14 protein-coding genes are annotated in these 15618 nt (G+C 43.2%); 5 read left to right on the top strand and 9 right to left on the bottom strand.

Translation table 11 applies throughout. The features are described from left to right. Positions 1–23: 23 nt before the first annotated feature. Positions 24–683 carry an NAD(P)H-binding protein gene (locus OCU46_RS07330; protein WP_141271406.1) on the bottom strand — a complete coding sequence of 220 codons (660 nt, stop codon included), beginning with the start codon at positions 681–683 and terminating at the stop codon, positions 24–26. A 97-nt stretch (positions 684–780) separates the two neighbouring features. Here OCU46_RS07330 and OCU46_RS07325 point away from each other — a divergent pair, with 97 nt between their 5' ends. Then, a complete protein-coding gene (locus tag OCU46_RS07325; protein ID WP_141271405.1) occupies positions 781–1815 on the top strand; it encodes a succinylglutamate desuccinylase in 1035 nt (344 codons plus the stop codon). Here the strand turns inward: OCU46_RS07325 and OCU46_RS07320 are convergent. Beyond that, positions 1812–2984, bottom strand: coding sequence for an alpha/beta hydrolase (locus OCU46_RS07320; protein ID WP_141271404.1), 1173 nt, complete (start codon positions 2982–2984; stop codon positions 1812–1814). The genes OCU46_RS07325 and OCU46_RS07320 overlap by 4 nt on opposite strands. Positions 2985–3504: 520 nt before the next feature. On the opposite strand from OCU46_RS07320, the gene glgC reads away from it, so the two are divergent. Next, entirely contained in the window at positions 3505–4764 is a 1260-nt protein-coding gene (gene glgC, locus OCU46_RS07315; RefSeq protein ID WP_141271403.1) for a glucose-1-phosphate adenylyltransferase, read from the top strand. Positions 4765–4791: 27 nt separating this feature from the next. Here the strand turns inward: glgC and OCU46_RS07310 are convergent, their stop codons facing one another. From OCU46_RS07310 to OCU46_RS07285, 6 genes are all read right to left on the bottom strand, one after another. Further along, positions 4792–6117, bottom strand: a complete 1326-nt coding sequence (locus OCU46_RS07310; protein WP_141271402.1) for an MATE family efflux transporter — start codon at positions 6115–6117, stop codon at positions 4792–4794. A gap of 89 nt (positions 6118–6206) precedes the next feature. Next, entirely contained in the window at positions 6207–7283 is a 1077-nt protein-coding gene (locus tag OCU46_RS07305; RefSeq protein WP_141271401.1) for a DUF4056 domain-containing protein, read from the bottom strand. A 21-nt stretch (positions 7284–7304) separates the two neighbouring features. After that, positions 7305–8450 (bottom strand): BamA/TamA family outer membrane protein, encoded by a 1146-nt coding sequence (locus OCU46_RS07300; protein WP_141271400.1) that lies wholly within the window; start codon positions 8448–8450, stop codon positions 7305–7307. Positions 8451–8529: 79 nt separating this feature from the next. Then, positions 8530–9495, bottom strand: a complete 966-nt coding sequence (locus OCU46_RS07295; protein ID WP_141271399.1) for a hypothetical protein — start codon at positions 9493–9495, stop codon at positions 8530–8532. A gap of 90 nt (positions 9496–9585) precedes the next feature. Next, complete coding sequence (locus tag OCU46_RS07290; RefSeq protein ID WP_141271398.1) at positions 9586–10560, bottom strand: Gfo/Idh/MocA family protein; 975 nt, start codon at positions 10558–10560, stop codon at positions 9586–9588. A 15-nt stretch (positions 10561–10575) separates the two neighbouring features. Further along, positions 10576–11028 carry a dCMP deaminase family protein gene (locus OCU46_RS07285; RefSeq protein ID WP_141271397.1) on the bottom strand — a complete coding sequence of 151 codons (453 nt, stop codon included), beginning with the start codon at positions 11026–11028 and terminating at the stop codon, positions 10576–10578. Positions 11029–11266: 238 nt separating this feature from the next. Here OCU46_RS07285 and OCU46_RS07280 point away from each other — a divergent pair, with 238 nt between their 5' ends. Further along, positions 11267–11689: an ATP-binding protein gene (locus OCU46_RS07280; protein ID WP_141271396.1), complete on the top strand. Its 423-nt coding sequence runs from the start codon at positions 11267–11269 to the stop codon at positions 11687–11689. 18 nt (positions 11690–11707) lie between these two features. Then, complete coding sequence (locus OCU46_RS07275) at positions 11708–12718, top strand: adenosine deaminase (protein ID WP_141271395.1); 1011 nt, start codon at positions 11708–11710, stop codon at positions 12716–12718. On the opposite strand, the gene OCU46_RS07270 is transcribed toward OCU46_RS07275, so the two are convergent. Further along, positions 12719–13723, bottom strand: coding sequence for a helix-turn-helix transcriptional regulator (locus tag OCU46_RS07270; protein ID WP_141271394.1), 1005 nt, complete (start codon positions 13721–13723; stop codon positions 12719–12721). A gap of 229 nt (positions 13724–13952) precedes the next feature. Between OCU46_RS07270 and OCU46_RS07265 the strand changes: the two genes are divergently transcribed. Then, positions 13953–15554: a DNA recombination protein RmuC gene (locus OCU46_RS07265; RefSeq protein ID WP_141271393.1), complete on the top strand. Its 1602-nt coding sequence runs from the start codon at positions 13953–13955 to the stop codon at positions 15552–15554. The last annotated feature ends 64 nt before the right edge of the window (positions 15555–15618 follow it).

Genomic DNA, 15618 nt, shown 5'->3' with positions numbered 1-15618 from the left:
CATTAATTCAACAAGTTAGTGGTTCAACGAGTCATTTCGCGATAATGAGCAATGGTTTCGCCGCTGTCATTAGCCTCATTGCAAAGGCCATCAACAAGATAGCTTGCAACATCTTGTGCAAGAATTGGGCGAAGATTTTCAATTGGGCCTACCATCACTGGCTTAACGACTTTAAGGACTTTCTGAAGTACTACCTCGTCCCATCTTGGCAAACTTCTTTCCCCTAGCAGGGGGCCTGGCCTTGCAATGATCAAATGTTCAAATCCCAATTGTCGCAGGTCTCGTTCCATCTCCCCCTTACATTTGAGGTAGTGAGAAGGTGATTCGGTCTTAGCGCCATAGCTAGAGACCACTCCTAATCGCTTTACGCCGAGGCTTTTCATCGTTTTTGCAAAAGAAATGACTAAATCATGATCTATGCGATAGAGCGCTTCATTGCTTCCAGCCTGCTTTTTAGTAGTGCCCAAGCAAATAAGTCCAAGACTTGCTTTGATCGTTAACGAACTGTCGAACTCGTCATTGGGCAGAGTCACCAATGAATCTGCTGACTGGGCTAACGGACGCCTGGTTACAGCGTAGATGTTATCGACATATTCAGGGTGCTGCAGAAGATAATCTATGGCGTGTTGACCTATAAGGCCAGTGCCCCCGGCAAGAATGAGATTTGGCTTTGTGATTTCCATAGAGAATGCCTATTAATCTTCTGTCACTAGGACTGAGTTTCGGTATGATGTTATACCCATGTTACATCTAGATATAAGGCTTAGGAAGGGAGAGTCCATGCCAGTACCATTATTTGAGTCTTCATTTTTACAAGAAACGCTACAAGCATCTGAGGTTTCGTCTCGCTCCGTTACACTCGGCAATGGAGTGCAAATGAGTTTGTTGAAAAAGGGAGTACTTAAAATTTCACCGCCTTCTGAGGCGAAACCAAGTAAACACATGGTAATTTCTAGTGCAGTCCATGGAAATGAAACTGCGCCCATTGAAATGGTGGATGATCTAGCTTCGCAAATAGCTAACGGGTCTATTGTTCCAAAGCATCATTTACTACTGATCATTGCGCACCCGAATGCAATTCTTGCAGAAGAGCGATTTGTGCAGACCAACTTAAACCGCTTATTTGGTGATGCAGCTTACCCTGAATCTCAAGAACTGGCTTTAGCTGTTTCATTAAAAGAGCAAGTCACTCATTTTTGGCAAGACGTACCTATGGCAAGTCGTTGGCATTTGGATATGCATTGCTCAATTCGCGCCTCTAAGCACTATACCTTTGCGATTAGCCCTCAATCGACTTACCCAACTCGGCGAAAAGAGTTTATCGACTTTATGCAACAGGCTGGCATAGAAGCTGTGCTGTTATCCGAAGAGCCTTCAAGTACCTTTAGTTGGTTCAGTTCGAGTAAATTTGGCGCACAAGCAGCAACATTGGAGCTAGGGCAGGTCGCAAAGTTTGGTCATAACGATATGGATAAGTTAGCGCAGTTCAGGAAGGTATTTTGGGAGCTTGTAGAGTCGGTAGAGTCGGTAGAGTCGAGCACCAGTGGAGATATGATCACCTATCAAGTAGACAGTTCAATTTATCGTGAGAATTTGGATTTTGAATTCTACTTTGACAAAGCACTACCCAATTTCTCAAGGTTTTCTGAGGGTGAAACGTTGGGTAAAGATGGAGATAAAGTATTGACCATGCCAGTAGAGCAGGGTGGTGTTGTGTTCCCAAATCCAAACGTAGAGCTAAAGCAAAGAGCCGCACTGATTGTAAAACCCTGTGCGACTCGATACGTGGATAACCAACTGACAGTATTAGATTAGTTTTTGTTGTCTTTGAGGAAGCGATTCATCTTTTGCATGCTTTGATCAAAGTAAGGGTTCCAACTTATCCGAGCCCTTACTTGAGTCTCTTCACCATCCCCATAGGCAGAAAACCACACTTGGTCACTAGGCACCTCTGAGCAGTCCTTAGGCGTACCCTCTGGTTGTTCTCTAAAGCACAGTCTCACTTCACCATCGCGCTTGTAGATAGGATTCTCTGGAGAAAACACCAGGGATATGTGTGAGGCACTTACAATCTTCTGATTGGGAAGATTCATACTATAGCTTGTGATGCGCTCATCTTTGTATTGAGTTTCCCCAAACCAAAGTAGTTCACTGTGGCTACTCGTGAATTTTTCGGAAAATTGTTCAACGGCGTATTGCGAATCAATGGTTTCGTCTGCCTCACTAAGCATAACAAAAGTAGGCTTGTCATAAGCGGCATCATCTATGTAGTCTCGTACTACTGCAGATGATTTGTAGTAGGTTGCAGCTCCTTTCATATGTAGTGAATTATACCGAGTATAATTGTCCTCAGGCAGCTGACTTTCCCAATCAACAAACCAGCTAGCCAGTGGAGAGAATCTCGCTAAAGAGTCGCGAGGTTTGAACGCAGGAGAAAACAATAATAACCCTTTCACCTCGGGATGCTGATAGGCTAATGCCGTGACTAAGTTAGCACCTGTCGAAAAGCCGCCTAGCCAGACGCCTTCAACTTGCTCGTTCAATAATTCGTAATGATGAGCAACGATATTCTGCCAATCTTCTATTTCAGGAAGGGATAAATCCGCTGCTCGTGTTCCGTGTCCGGGTAACAAAATAACTCGAACCAGATAACCTTGAGCGGCTAGATCGGGTGCGATATCGACATAAGAAAATGGAGAATCGCCCAGCCCATGCACTAACAAAACACCCTGTCCATTAGGGTTTTGTGGCACGAGTTCAAATGGCGCTACCGCACTGAGTTCAGTTTGTTTGTCATTGGTTAAGAATACGCGATTTTCAAGTAGCCACTCTTGTGTGTCGGCAAGGTAGGTTTGATAGTCATCTTGCATGTAAGGCTGTAGTGATTTCGATGCGACAAATTGCGGATCTGTAGGTTCGCTTGCACATCCAGAGAGAGTTAAAGCAAAAACGGGTAATAAAACTAGTTTTTTGCATGTGAGCATTATCAATATCCTTATGAATGGTCAGTATGCTGGTGTATATCACTATATTTCTTTATTCACTGAAATTTATCTTCCATAGATTAACTTTGAAACTGTTTTATTTACATCAGTCATTTGAATGTAACTTAAATTTATACCAAGCATAGGCTTACTGTAATAAATACTCAGCATTATTCAATTAGATTAGAAGACTGATTTGATGCTTGGTATCTATTTTGCATTTTCTGCAAATTACCAAGTAAAAATCATAGATTTGAGTGATGATTAATAATGAAGCAATTGTTTGAGATTTGTACAATCTGTGACATTATTCACCAAATTGCATCTTACCCACACCTTAACGTGACCTAACTCTCATTATCATTACATTGAGATTTGATCTTTTAAAAAGTGTGAGTTTAAGCAGATATATTTCACAGGATTAATTTATTATCCCTGCAATGACGAACAAAAGAGCTTTTAAAAAGCCGTATTTCGTTTTTTTTTACATTATATTAGTTCAATGTTAGAGGCCCCCAAAATGACGGAACATAATAATAATTATTCTCATTTTTCGAGTAATAAAATAGTACGTAACACAGTTGCATTAGTACTAGCAGGCGGGAAAGGTACTCGCCTGAAGGGATTAACCAAAGAAATCGCTAAGCCAGCTGTATCTTTTGGTGGTAAATACAAAATTATCGATTTTACACTTTCAAACTGCATCAACTCAGGTATTCGTCGTGTAGGCGTACTGACTCAGTTTATGGCACACGATCTTATCGATCACGTGCAAAAAGGCTGGGGCTTTATGACTAACTCTACGTTAGATGAGGGTGTAGCAATTATCCCAGCACAACAGCGTGTTGGTGAATCTTGGTACCGTGGTACGGCTGATGCTGTATACCAAAACCTTGATTTGATTCGCAGACGTAAGTGCGAACAAGTTCTTATTCTTGGTGGCGATCACATCTACAAGATGGATTACTCTCGCATGCTTAACTTCCATGCTGAAAGTGGTGCAGACGTAACGGTTGCTTGTATCAAGAAGCCTATCGAACAAGCCTCTTCATTCGGTGTAATGTCTCTAGACACAGACGGCCGTATTGTTAAGTTTGACGAGAAACCAGAGAACCCAACTCCACATCCAAAAGATCCAAGCCAAGCACTTGTTTCTATGGGTATCTACATTTTTAATGCAGATATCTTGGACAAAGAGTTGAACGATGCTCTGCTAGACCCAGAATATGGTCACGATTTTGGCCACAACATCATTCCTAACCTACTAGAGCGTGCACGCGTAAACGGTTATGTATTTACTGAACGTCACCCTGGTAACAACGGTTACTGGCGCGATGTAGGTGATTTGGATGAGTACTATGCAGCAAGCATGGACCTAGTATCACCAGATCCTGAGCTTGACCTATACGACCATTCTTGGCCGATCATTACTCAGCAGCAGCAACGTCCGGGCGCAAAATTTGTGTTTAACGACGAAGGCCGTAGAGGCTACGCTGTAGATTCAGTTCTATCTGCGGGTACTATTATTTCTGGTGCTGAGATCAATCACTCACTGGTTGCAGGTAACTGCCGTGTTGAAGAAGGTACAGTTCTGAAAGACAGTATCATTCTTCCAGAAACCGTTATCGGTAAGAACTGTCGTCTAACTAAGGTTATTGTAGGCGAGAACACTATCATCCCTGATGGTACTGTTATCGGTGAGAACCTAGAAGAAGATTCTAAACTGTACGAAGTTACTAAGAATGGCGTTGTACTAGTGACTGAAGCAAGCTTCCAGTAAGCACTGCTATAGTTAATGAAATGGAGCCTATTGGCTCCATTTTTTTTGCAATCTAGAAATGGTTGCGCGGTAATTATTCCACGCAAAAATGCCTGCGAGAGTGTTGCCAATTGCAGCGCCAATAAACAAACCCTGTAAGCCGCCAAGGTATGCGCCGCCATACAAACAAGGCAAAAAGAACACAAAGAGGCGACAAGAAGAGACCAGTAAGGCCTTCATTGGTTTGCCGAGAGCATTAGAAACAGACACCAGCAAGATACAAACGCCTAGTGGAGCAAGGCTAAATGGGACGATAACTAGGTGCATGTCTAAAATTCTCTCTACGCTTTGTTCACCTGTCATCAATGTCGCCAGTTGTCCAGAAATGATTAAAGTAATCAGAGCGACTAGCACTTGTGAACCAAGAATAAACAAGCACGCAATATTGACCAACTTGATGATCTTATCGCTATCTTTCGCCCCAACATATCTACCTATCATAGGGGGCATCGACATAGTTAAGGCAAGTACGCAGACTATGGCGAAAAACTCATAACGGCATCCTAGAGCCCAAGCGGCGACCGCAGCGGTTCCATATGACGCTAAGAGCTTTGTTGAAAGCATTGCGGCTAGAGGAGGCATCAGTTGACTGGTCATCGCTGGCATCATTATGCCAAACAAAGAACGAATGCTTTGCCCAATATCTAGATTGCCCCAGTCAAACGAATAGTAATGTTTAGATCTGATACGATAGATTACGTAGAGAATGCCGATACCAAAGGCAATAATTGTTGCCACTGCCGCGCCGTGGATTCCCATATCAAAATAGAAAATCAATATAGGGTCGAGTACCACGTTTAAGATGCTGGTCACCACCATCATAATGCCTGGTAACATGGTGTTCCCATTTGCACGGCAAACACTGTATAGAAAATACAGCACAGCACCGACCCAAGCGCTGATCAGCCAAACTATCCAGTAAGTATCAATGATGGGGAAGACTTCTTCAGTCGCACCTAATAGAGACAATAATGGCGAGCGAATCAAATACAAGAGCACGCAAATTGCGCCGCAACCAATGCTACCGAGTGCTAACACTAATCCACCCAGTTGCTTGGCATATTTTTCATCGTTTGCACCTAATGCATGGGCAATGACAGATGTGGTTGCAATGCCAAGGCCGACTTGCACCCCAATGATCAATTGACCAATAGGAAGGGTAAAGCCTTGGGCAGCAAGAGGTAGGACACCAAGCTGAGCGATAAAAGCCGAATCGATAAGCTGGAAACTCATTAAAGAGAGTACGCCAAAGATCATCGGCCAAGTCATCTTATAGAGTTCTTTACCTAAGGTTCGGCTAGTCTGTGATTTCATTGATATCAGTTTGATTCTTCGAGGAATTTAAAAGAGTAGTAAGCGTAGTCGCTATCTGGCCTCGCTGCGAGCGAGGCCAGCGCTGAATATTAGTACGGTGGTAACAGTTGGTTGTTGTTGAGCTTATGTTGGTCGTCTACTTTTTTTGCAAACTGAGCAATTTCAGAAAATTGTTTCTTGGTCCAAACGTGGCGTTCTTTAAGGTAACCAGGTAGAGCACTAAAGTTTTTCTCAGAATTGGTTGCAACAAGGGTAAGGTAACCAAAATCTTCAAGGCCTTCATACTGAGCGAGTGACGTTGTCACTCTGTCATCGGTATCTCCCCAGTGAGGAGTGATTGTTAGCCTAGGTTCATAGTCACGTGTTTTTACTACCCACTTGTTAGGCAGACGCTTGCCACTGTCCCACCATTTTTTATCAAGACCATCCATAACCTCTTCGGTTCGGTCTTTGTCTTGAGCACCAAGTTCGGCAAGCTTTCTCAGAAATATCTTAGAAAAGGCCTGCTGATACTCTTCTTTAGTAGGATTTGGGTTGTTTTCTAAAATCTCTATTGCAATAAAAGAGCCAAGCATATTGGAGTAGAGATCTTCCGGAGAGTAAGCAGATGGGTATTCCTTAAACCCAGCGACCGAAGTGAAACCAAACCATTGAGCGACTTCGTGCCACTGCGCTAAGCGAAACGCAAGCAGGGCACTAAGCTCGATTTCAGCTTGTGCTTGCTCTTCTGAAGTCATGTCAACTGGCTTGTCAGTCATCTCAATAACGCGGCTACGAAGTTCATCTTCAAGGATGACCTGTTGTTTTGTGCCTAGCTGACCTTGGATTTGTGAGTGTAGATACAGCGTATAGTCTGCTGTATCTCGCACATGGGCTGTATCAATAATACCGCCTTTAGAGGTATAGATAAGCCCATTTGATTCCGCGCCAGTACCCATCAGACTGCTGGCAACCCCTTGTTCTCCATCGTTGTATAGGTGCTCTTCGAGATCGGAAAGTTCAACAATGTTGTTAACCCGAAAGAAAGGGACAGGAACGACACCAAGTTCAGACTTCATGTTGATACCAAAGGCGCAACAAGGACGAACACCACTAGGGGGATCAATCGCGTAGCTAGCAGAAGAAAAGAGTGTGATTGCTGCAATAAGTAGAGATTTAAATTTCATTAAATGCCTTTAAAGGGTTCTTTAGAACGCTTCATGTATATTGAAATAAACAGTAGTCTCGTCTCCAAAGCCTAGGTCAAGACGAACGTTGACTCTAGGTTTGAAAGCAAAACGATAACCGACTCCGTAGGTAGGGAGCCAACTGTCTTCAAATAGTCCTTCAAAGTGAGGGGCGATATTTCCGGCTCCGCCCCAGATTACAGCGCCATGACGTTGGTTAAACTTGTGGCGGTATTCTAGCTGTGCTGTCATTTGATAGCGGTCTCTGTAACGGCCGCTATAGTACCCGCGCATGCGGTCGTCTCCACCGAGTTTGCTCATGGCAAACCATGGGAGATCTTCATCATTGCTTAGACCCTGCACAAAATAGTCGAAAGCAAGGATGTTATCGTCGTATAAATTCACATACTCACGATAATTGAAAGTCAGCTCTTCATAATCGTAGTCACCACCAAATGTTTTGACATACCACCGGTGTTCTAAGCTGACAAATCTACCTGAGTAAGGGTTGGTTTCGTAATCGCGGGTATCGTACTCAAGTGCCAAAATAATACCAAGGTTAGTGGTGTCCTCTAGTTGTTCTGGCGTCAGTGCGCTACCGTCGGATTCTTGGTGGTATAGAAATGTGGCGTCGATACCTGTTTTGATAAAGTAGCCATCTACAAATTGATAGGAAACTGTAGGTTCTAATCTAAGGAAAAGCGCCTCGTGTTGTGTTTCATTACCATCTTCCTCAGCAGCATCCTTTCCCACACCCCAATATTTACTTGGCGTTTGAGATAGGCGACCCATCAAGCCTAATTTCCATTGGTTTTGATTTAAGAACGTAGTGTTATCAATGCCTATTCCGTAGGTGCCTTCTGACGATACATAACCGCTTAGCGTTAGAGTCGATAGCTGGTTGCCTGTTTCTAGACCTTGAGGTGCGTATAAACCAACGGCGGCAACACCTATGCCTACACCTTGTTCTGGGTTAGCAAAGGGGCCCGGTAAAACGCCCCAATCCATGCCACCAGACAAATCAACCTCATCACTGGAGCCAAAGAACTCTAGCAAGTCTGTAACCCAACCAGTGCCTTTGTTTGTAAGATCGTTACCTTCAGCAAATGCGCACAAGGGAGCACTAGAAAGAAACAGCAGGGTGATGGGCTTAGGTAAACGCATCATTAACCGAGTATAAAATCTTTACCCAAGTCGGCCTTGGGTGTGAGTGCGTTGGAAAATGAGGTCATGTTTAATTGCATGTTTAAAAGCGGGTGTCCAAAGAAATAAATGCACTTTGACGATCGCCAAAGCCAAACTCACCAATGATATTAAAGGTTGGGTTGATTACGTAGTTGAAGCCAACGACGGTGTTCCATTCTGATGCGAGTTCTTGTTTAACTACAAAGCCTGCAGTTTCTCCATCAGCTTCTACTAGGTCTACAAATTCCGCTGGGAATAGGTCTCTTAAATCACCTTTAAGAGTTTGTTGAATATTTTGGTATTGACCACCGACCCAAACTCGAACAGGGTGACCATGATTAGTAAAGTCATAGCCTACACGAGGTGTTACAACGATAGAATCGATACCACCATCAATAACGGTTAAATTGGTTTTAGTGTAGCTCGCATCAACAATGGTAAACCACTCGTTATAGCCACCGGCAACGACCAAACCACCACCATACATGTTTCCATCTAGATCTAGTTTAAAAGCGGCGTCTCTAACTATAGTTGTTGGATTGCCTGGAGTGCCTAGGTCTAGCGCTACATCGATAGTCGTTTCTGAGTAACCAGTTATTTTACCTGCAATAGCGTACAAGTTTAGAAATGGAAACAACCACATATCGGCTCGAACAGTCCAAACATCACTTTCCTGGAAGCCACCTTTGGTATCAACGATAATATCGTTTACGGGAATGTCAGCAGGGATTTCAGGTATCAACCAACCATTACAGTTTCCGCCAATCGAGATGCCGATACATTGTTCAGGTCGACCTGAATTTCCTAAGCTGTTTTTCAAACCATTGAGCTCAATAGAGTTAACATTGATACCTTGCTCAACGTGCATGTAACCAACACTGATCCCAAACGCTTTAGGAAGAATATAGCCACGCTCTTCCGCTTCGGACTTCCAAATTGGTAATTCAAATGATGTAGCAAATGAATAGGTGGGAGCAAAAGTAGTGCCAATAATGGCTGCGGCAGTAGAGAAACGTCTAAGTTCCATTCAGAAATCCAAAAGGTATAAAATTGTGATACGGATAACGCAATTATATACCTTTTGAACAAAAAAGTGAGAAATTACACAGATTTAGAATTAATTTAGTGGGTGTTTTATATGCACTTTGCTTAGTATTTCGTCGATCAAGTGCAGGGTCGCGATAGTGTGCTCTGGAGATATCACCTCACTGAATAATTTTCCTTCTCGCAAGCAGCCTTGTACTTCGCGAATTTGATACTCAAAACCCGAAGCTTCGTGAGGTAGATTGAGCGCAACGGGTTCTTTACCGTACACCTCTAGTGTTGCTTTTGTGGCATCCCAAAAAGCGCCTTCAATGGTGATTTTCCCATCGCTGCCATAGATGGTCATGCTGTTATCTAGGTTTGCCCTAAAAGAGCAAGTGAACTGACTCGTAAAGTCACCGTAATCCAAAGTCGCAGAGCAGCGTTCATCGACCTTGGTTTCTCCAACAAATATATGCGACGAGAGACTTTGTGGTTCTCGTTTGGCTAAGTATTGAGTTAAAGAAATATTGTAGATTCCAGCATCTAGCAATACGCCACCAGCGAGTTTTGGGTTGAACAATCGGTCTTCGTAATTGCGCTCTGCCTTAAAACCGAAAGTAGAGTGGATATTTTCTAGCTGTCCAATTTGGCCTTCTTCAACCCAACGCTTTACTTCAAGCCAAGTAGGAAGAAATCGACTCCACAGCGCCTCCATTAGAAACACGTTGTTGTCTTTAGCAATCTGAAATAACGCTTTCGCTTGGGAGGCATTCACAGTAAGAGGTTTTTCACACAGCACAGCCTTACCGGCTTCAAGACACTGCTTAGCAGTATCAAAATGAAACTGGTGGGGACTGGCTATGTAAATCACATCAATCTCTGGAGAACTGATAAGCTCAGCATAACTTTCGAACACGTGCGTTATTTTGTGTTGCTGTGCGAAAGATTCAGCGTTAGTACGATCACGGCTAGCTACACCATATAAAGTGCCATCATTGATAGCACCAAATGCTTCAGCGAAGCGATTAGCAATGCGCCCCGGTGCAATAATTCCCCAGTTGATCATCCGTTATCCTATGCGTTAGTCATCAGACTTCAGTTCTTTTAATGGCAGCCAGTCAATGGTGACGCCGGCTTGATTGAACATATCTTCACTGACCTTGATTTTGTCTCCCCAACGAGAAAGAAAATCAGGCTCTTGTTCTGGGCAGTGTACCGCAGAGATCCCTGTTTGAATGATCTTCGCCGCACAGTTTGGACAAGGGAAATGTGTTACCCAAATTTCACAGCCATCCAAATCACGTTTTGCGAACAAGATTGCATTTTCTTCGGCATGCAGCGTTTTTAGATATTTCATATCACGCTCGTCGGTTTCAGCGCTGTCTGTAATACCGTGGGGATATCCGTTAAAGCCAACAGAGACAATACGGTTGCGTTTGGTGATTACTGCTCCAACTTGAGTGGAAGGGTCTTTACTCCAAGAACCAACCAGTTCAGACATCTGATAAAAGCGCTTTGCCCATTTTGTTAGCATTTTTAATTCCTTGATTTAACTGAAAGTACAACGTTAACCTTATGGGTTTTAGCTTAACTGTTATTCTTTGCAAGCTAAAACATTTTTCTATGATTAACCGTATCTGTTTGTAATTTACTCAAAGACTTTGCTTGATTTCAGATTTGTTACGTTTGTCGTGAATTTACATTATTGGGTTGCATTATCATTTTTCTTCAACCAATAGTTAATCGTTAAACCAAGAGGGTAAGACTTCAATTTGTTAGTTCTCATTCGTGGTCTGCCTGGCTCAGGTAAATCGACATTAGCCAAGCAGCTAAAACAGACACATGATCTCGTGCATCTAGAAGCGGATATGTATTTCACTGATGAGAATGATGAAGGCTATCAGTTTGATACGAGTAAGCTTGGAGCTGCGCACCTTTGGTGTCAAAAGCAAACGCAAATGCACCTTAAACAAGGTCGCTCTGTCGTGGTCTCCAACACCTTTACTCAATTGTGGGAGATTCGACCTTATCAAAGAATGGCAAAGCAGTGCTCTGCAGAGCTCATTATCTACGAATGTGAAGGGCAGTTTGCAAATGTCCACGACGTTCCGCTAGACAAGATAGAGGCAATGCGCAAGCGCTGGGACGTCTTACCACGAGATCTAAAAAAGCGTCTAAAATCAACTCAGTACTAATGCACAAGGAGAGTGGTATTGCGACAGTTTATCGAAGGCCTACCTAAAGTAGAGCTTCATTTGCATATTGAAGGCACACTAGAGCCAGAGTTAATGTTCGAACTGGCGAGAAGAAACAATATTGAGATACCGTTTTCTAACGCAGAGGAAGTTCATAAGGCTTATCAGTTTAATAATCTGCAATCCTTCCTTGATATCTATTATCAAGGTGCAAATGTGTTAATCACAGAGCAAGATTTCTTTGATTTAACGTGGGCCTATTTACAAAGGTGTCACCAAGATAATGTGATGCATACCGAAATCTTTTTTGATCCTCAAACTCACACCGCCAGAGGCATATCTTTTGATACGGTTGTCAGTGGCATTCATAGCGCTCTCATCAAAGCTCATGAAGACTTAGGCATAACTAGCCATTTGATTATGTGCTTCTTGCGTCATCTCGATGAGGACTCAGCAATAGACACACTTCAAAGTGCCTTGTCTCATAAGGATAAAATCATAGGGGTGGGGCTGGATTCTTCTGAATCAGGACATCCGCCTAAAAAGTTTCAGAAAGTCTTTCAGTTAGCTCTTAAAGAAGGATTTCTCACAGTCGCTCACGCAGGAGAAGAGGGACCGGCAAGTAATATTCAAGATGCAATGACCATGCTTGGAGTGTCTCGTATAGATCATGGTGTTCGCTGTGTTGATGATCCTAAGCTCATTGAGACGTTACAAGTATTGCAAATCCCACTGACGGTATGTCCGCTATCCAACGTCAAACTCAAGGTGTTTGATACCATGGAAGAGCACAACATCGTTGAGTTGTTGCATCAGGGGCTTTGCGTGACCATTAACTCAGACGACCCTGCGTATTTTGGCGGCTATATGACGGACAACTTTCATCAAATAGCCCTAACGCATCCCGTGGAATCAAAAGAGCTGGCTCAGTTTACTCGTAATGCCATTAAGGCGAGCTTTGCTAGTGAGGCACGTAAACAAGATCTGCTGCGACATTTAGAGGGTTATCTTGTTCAAGGCATCCACTGATTATTGATATTTGCCAAGAGCCGAGGTCAGGTTACTGATGACCTTGTCTCTGATGTGCAAAGGCTTAATCACCTCAACAAGGTTCGCATTTTTCATTAACCACCACTCAAAGCCCAAGCTATCGCGTATTTTAGCTCTAATAGTCGTGTGCTCATCATCGGACTCTACAATGGATTGGCACTCAGAAAGCTGCGTTTCCTCGATAAGATGCAGGCCGTTATAGTTGTTGATTTTGAGCACTATTTCAGTGAACTGTCCACCTGAGAAATGAGGCACATGCTCTTCAATGTATTGCTTAGCACTAAAGTTTTGATGGGGTTTTAACACTGTGAAACCAAGCTTCATCTCTGTGATTCTATGGATAGCAAAGGTACGGTAATCTTGGCTATTCTCTTTTACCGCTAGCAAATAAAAACTGCGACCATGCAGAGCAATGCCAAGAGGTTCAACGCTGTAAACCTCGTCCTGCATACTGCCACGTTTTCTGTATTTCATTTTTAGCAGTCGCTTCTCTAATATGCCCTGTTCGATAGTGTCTATTAGGGATTCATCAAAGCTGGGTGAGGTCAGTTGAAACTCAATAGGAGCGTAGCTAAAGCGCTCTTTCCAAAGCTCAATCCTTTTGTCTCTTTCCGCTTTACCGGTACTGATCAGATTTGACACCTCTTTGCGCATTGTCGGGGGGAGCATTTCCAATACTTCGTGTTCAATGATTTGCAGAGAAAGGACGCTACTCATTGCTGCAGGATTGATAGGGTGTTGTTGACCCTGTGAGATCTTTATCTGATGAGGCCGTTTGTCCGTATCTATCTCCACAGAGTAATAGTCTGAGGCCACCTTATTTATAACCCTTTGTACCGTTTTCATCTGACTTTTGTCATCTAAAGTGGAATCAATAAGATCTTTGGAAAGCAGTATGTGGCGCAATTCAAGGCTAGTGACATAGTCGGGATGACAGGGGATATTTTGCAGAACGAGTTGATAGCGCTCAAACGTTTTGGACATTGCTTTACACCTTCTCATCAGATAACGTTGAATATTTTAGTAAAAGAGACAGTTTTTGTCTCTATGTTGACCATAATTAGTGGTGCAATGGTTAATTGGAACAGAAAATATGCGATCTACTTGTGTAATAAGCACTCTGGTATTAGCAAATTCATCCCCTGCCTTTGCAGATAATGCCCGTCAAACAGACTCTCTTAGCACGGTTAGATGGACTCAATAAGGAATAATAATGACATTAACCTATGTGATTTTTGGTTTAGTAGTACTGCTTGCTTCGGCAATCGCGTATTGGGTAGCGCAGCGTCCTATTGGACAGTTAAAGCTTGAGCTTGAGCTCGCCAACGCAGAGTTGGCTAACCAAACGGATTTAGCGCAAAGTACACAACAAAAACTCGAGCATGCCTTAGAAGACGTGAGCGACTTAGAAGTGCGCTGTGCGCAATTAGGGTCTGAGCTTCAAGCGGTTAGAGTCTCAGAGCATGGTTATAGGAAACAGCTTAGCGAAAAAGAGCAGCTGTTACGCCAGACATCAGACGCGCTGAGCGCTTCGAAAGTTGCAGAAAGCTCGGCAACAGCAAGCTTCAAAGCAAAACTAGAAGAGTTGCAGGTTGAGATGCAAAGAAGCCAAACCTTGAACTTGGAGCTTCGTGAGCTTAATGAAAAATATTCATTGGCCATGGGTAAGATTGGCGAACTCAATACTGAGATTGAAACCAAACAGAATCACTTTGATCAGCAAATCGCACTGCTTAAAGAAAGCAAGCAAGAGCTCAGTAAAGAATTTGAGCGTTTAGCCAACGAGATTTTGGAGCGCAAAGGACAAGCGTTTAAGCAGCTTAATACAGAAAGCATGAGTTCAATCCTAAATCCTATCCACCAAGAGCTGAGAGGGTTTAAGAGTAAGGTCGAGGATATCCATAGCAAAGAGACTGAGCAGCGAGTCCAACTGCGTACAGAATTGCAGAATCTGCAAAAGCTGAACCGAGAGATCACCGATCAAGCGGATAAACTCACAACCGCTCTCAAGGGTGAGAAAAAAGTGCAAGGCAACTGGGGCGAATTGATGCTTGAGAATGTCCTAGATAATTCAGGACTTCGTCTTGGCACAGATTATAAACGAGAAGTCAGCATAGAGAGTGAGGAAGGGCGCTTTAGACCAGACGCTATCGTGTATCTTCCACAAAATAAACACCTGGTTATTGATGCTAAAACTTCATTGAATGCTTATACCCGTTATGTGAATTCAGAAGATGTGAATGAGCGCGAGATTGCCCTACGAGAACATGCTTCTGCAGTGCGAGACCGTATTAATGAGCTGGCTTCAAAAGAGTACAGCAAGCTGCCTGGTATTAACTCGCCAGAAGTTGTAATCATGTTTATTCCAATCGAATCTGCGTATGTCGAAGCATTGAAAGCGGATGCGAACTTGTTCCAATCCGCTTTGGAGAAAAACATCCTTGTGGCTACGCCAACGACGCTGTTAACCAGTTTGAATATAGTAAGACAGCTTTGGCGCTTTGAAGAGCAAAACAAACATACCGCAGAATTGGCAAATCGCGCCGAGAAGTTTTACTCCAAACTCAATACCTTTTTAAACTCTATGGAAGGGGTAGGTAAGCAGCTGGATAAGGCCAAGGAAACTTATGACAGAGCGCTAGGTCAATTGCATACAGGCAAAGGCAACCTAATCAAACAAGCATCAGAATTTAAAGAGTTGGGCGTTGCAGTTACTAGAGAATTGCCTGCTGAATTGGTAGAGAAGGCGAATCTCGAGCTTGAGTATCATCATTCTGCCCCTGAATTGACCGTGATTGATCACAGTAGCAACTAATTCGGCGATGAACATCGCAAACACTATACTTAAAGCAGTCAACGATGAAGGCGACTGTCTTATA

Origin of the sequence: Vibrio comitans (assembly GCA_024346835.1) — a bacterium.
Classification (GTDB): domain Bacteria; phylum Pseudomonadota; class Gammaproteobacteria; order Enterobacterales; family Vibrionaceae; genus Vibrio; species Vibrio comitans.
The sequence above is the reverse complement of the archived record's forward strand: the minus strand, read 5'-3'. Positions and strand labels throughout refer to the sequence as shown.

Excerpts from the sequence above, each read along its gene's own strand:
- OCU46_RS07300 (WP_141271400.1), bottom strand. The coding sequence starts at position 8,450 with ATGATGCGTTTACCTAAGCCCATCACCCTGCTGTTTCTTTCTAGTGCT.
- OCU46_RS07265 (WP_141271393.1), top strand. The coding sequence starts at position 13,953 with ATGACATTAACCTATGTGATTTTTGGTTTAGTAGTACTGCTTGCTTCG.
- OCU46_RS07295 (WP_141271399.1), bottom strand. The coding sequence starts at position 9,495 with ATGGAACTTAGACGTTTCTCTACTGCCGCAGCCATTATTGGCACTACT.
- OCU46_RS07285 (WP_141271397.1), bottom strand. The coding sequence starts at position 11,028 with ATGCTAACAAAATGGGCAAAGCGCTTTTATCAGATGTCTGAACTGGTT.
- OCU46_RS07330 (WP_141271406.1), bottom strand. The coding sequence starts at position 683 with ATGGAAATCACAAAGCCAAATCTCATTCTTGCCGGGGGCACTGGCCTT.
- OCU46_RS07305 (WP_141271401.1), bottom strand. The coding sequence starts at position 7,283 with ATGAAATTTAAATCTCTACTTATTGCAGCAATCACACTCTTTTCTTCT.
- OCU46_RS07320 (WP_141271404.1), bottom strand. The coding sequence starts at position 2,984 with ATGCTCACATGCAAAAAACTAGTTTTATTACCCGTTTTTGCTTTAACT.
- OCU46_RS07310 (WP_141271402.1), bottom strand. The coding sequence starts at position 6,117 with ATGAAATCACAGACTAGCCGAACCTTAGGTAAAGAACTCTATAAGATG.
- OCU46_RS07290 (WP_141271398.1), bottom strand. The coding sequence starts at position 10,560 with ATGATCAACTGGGGAATTATTGCACCGGGGCGCATTGCTAATCGCTTC.
- OCU46_RS07270 (WP_141271394.1), bottom strand. The coding sequence starts at position 13,723 with ATGTCCAAAACGTTTGAGCGCTATCAACTCGTTCTGCAAAATATCCCC.
- OCU46_RS07325 (WP_141271405.1), top strand. The coding sequence starts at position 781 with ATGCCAGTACCATTATTTGAGTCTTCATTTTTACAAGAAACGCTACAA.
- glgC (WP_141271403.1), top strand. The coding sequence starts at position 3,505 with ATGACGGAACATAATAATAATTATTCTCATTTTTCGAGTAATAAAATA.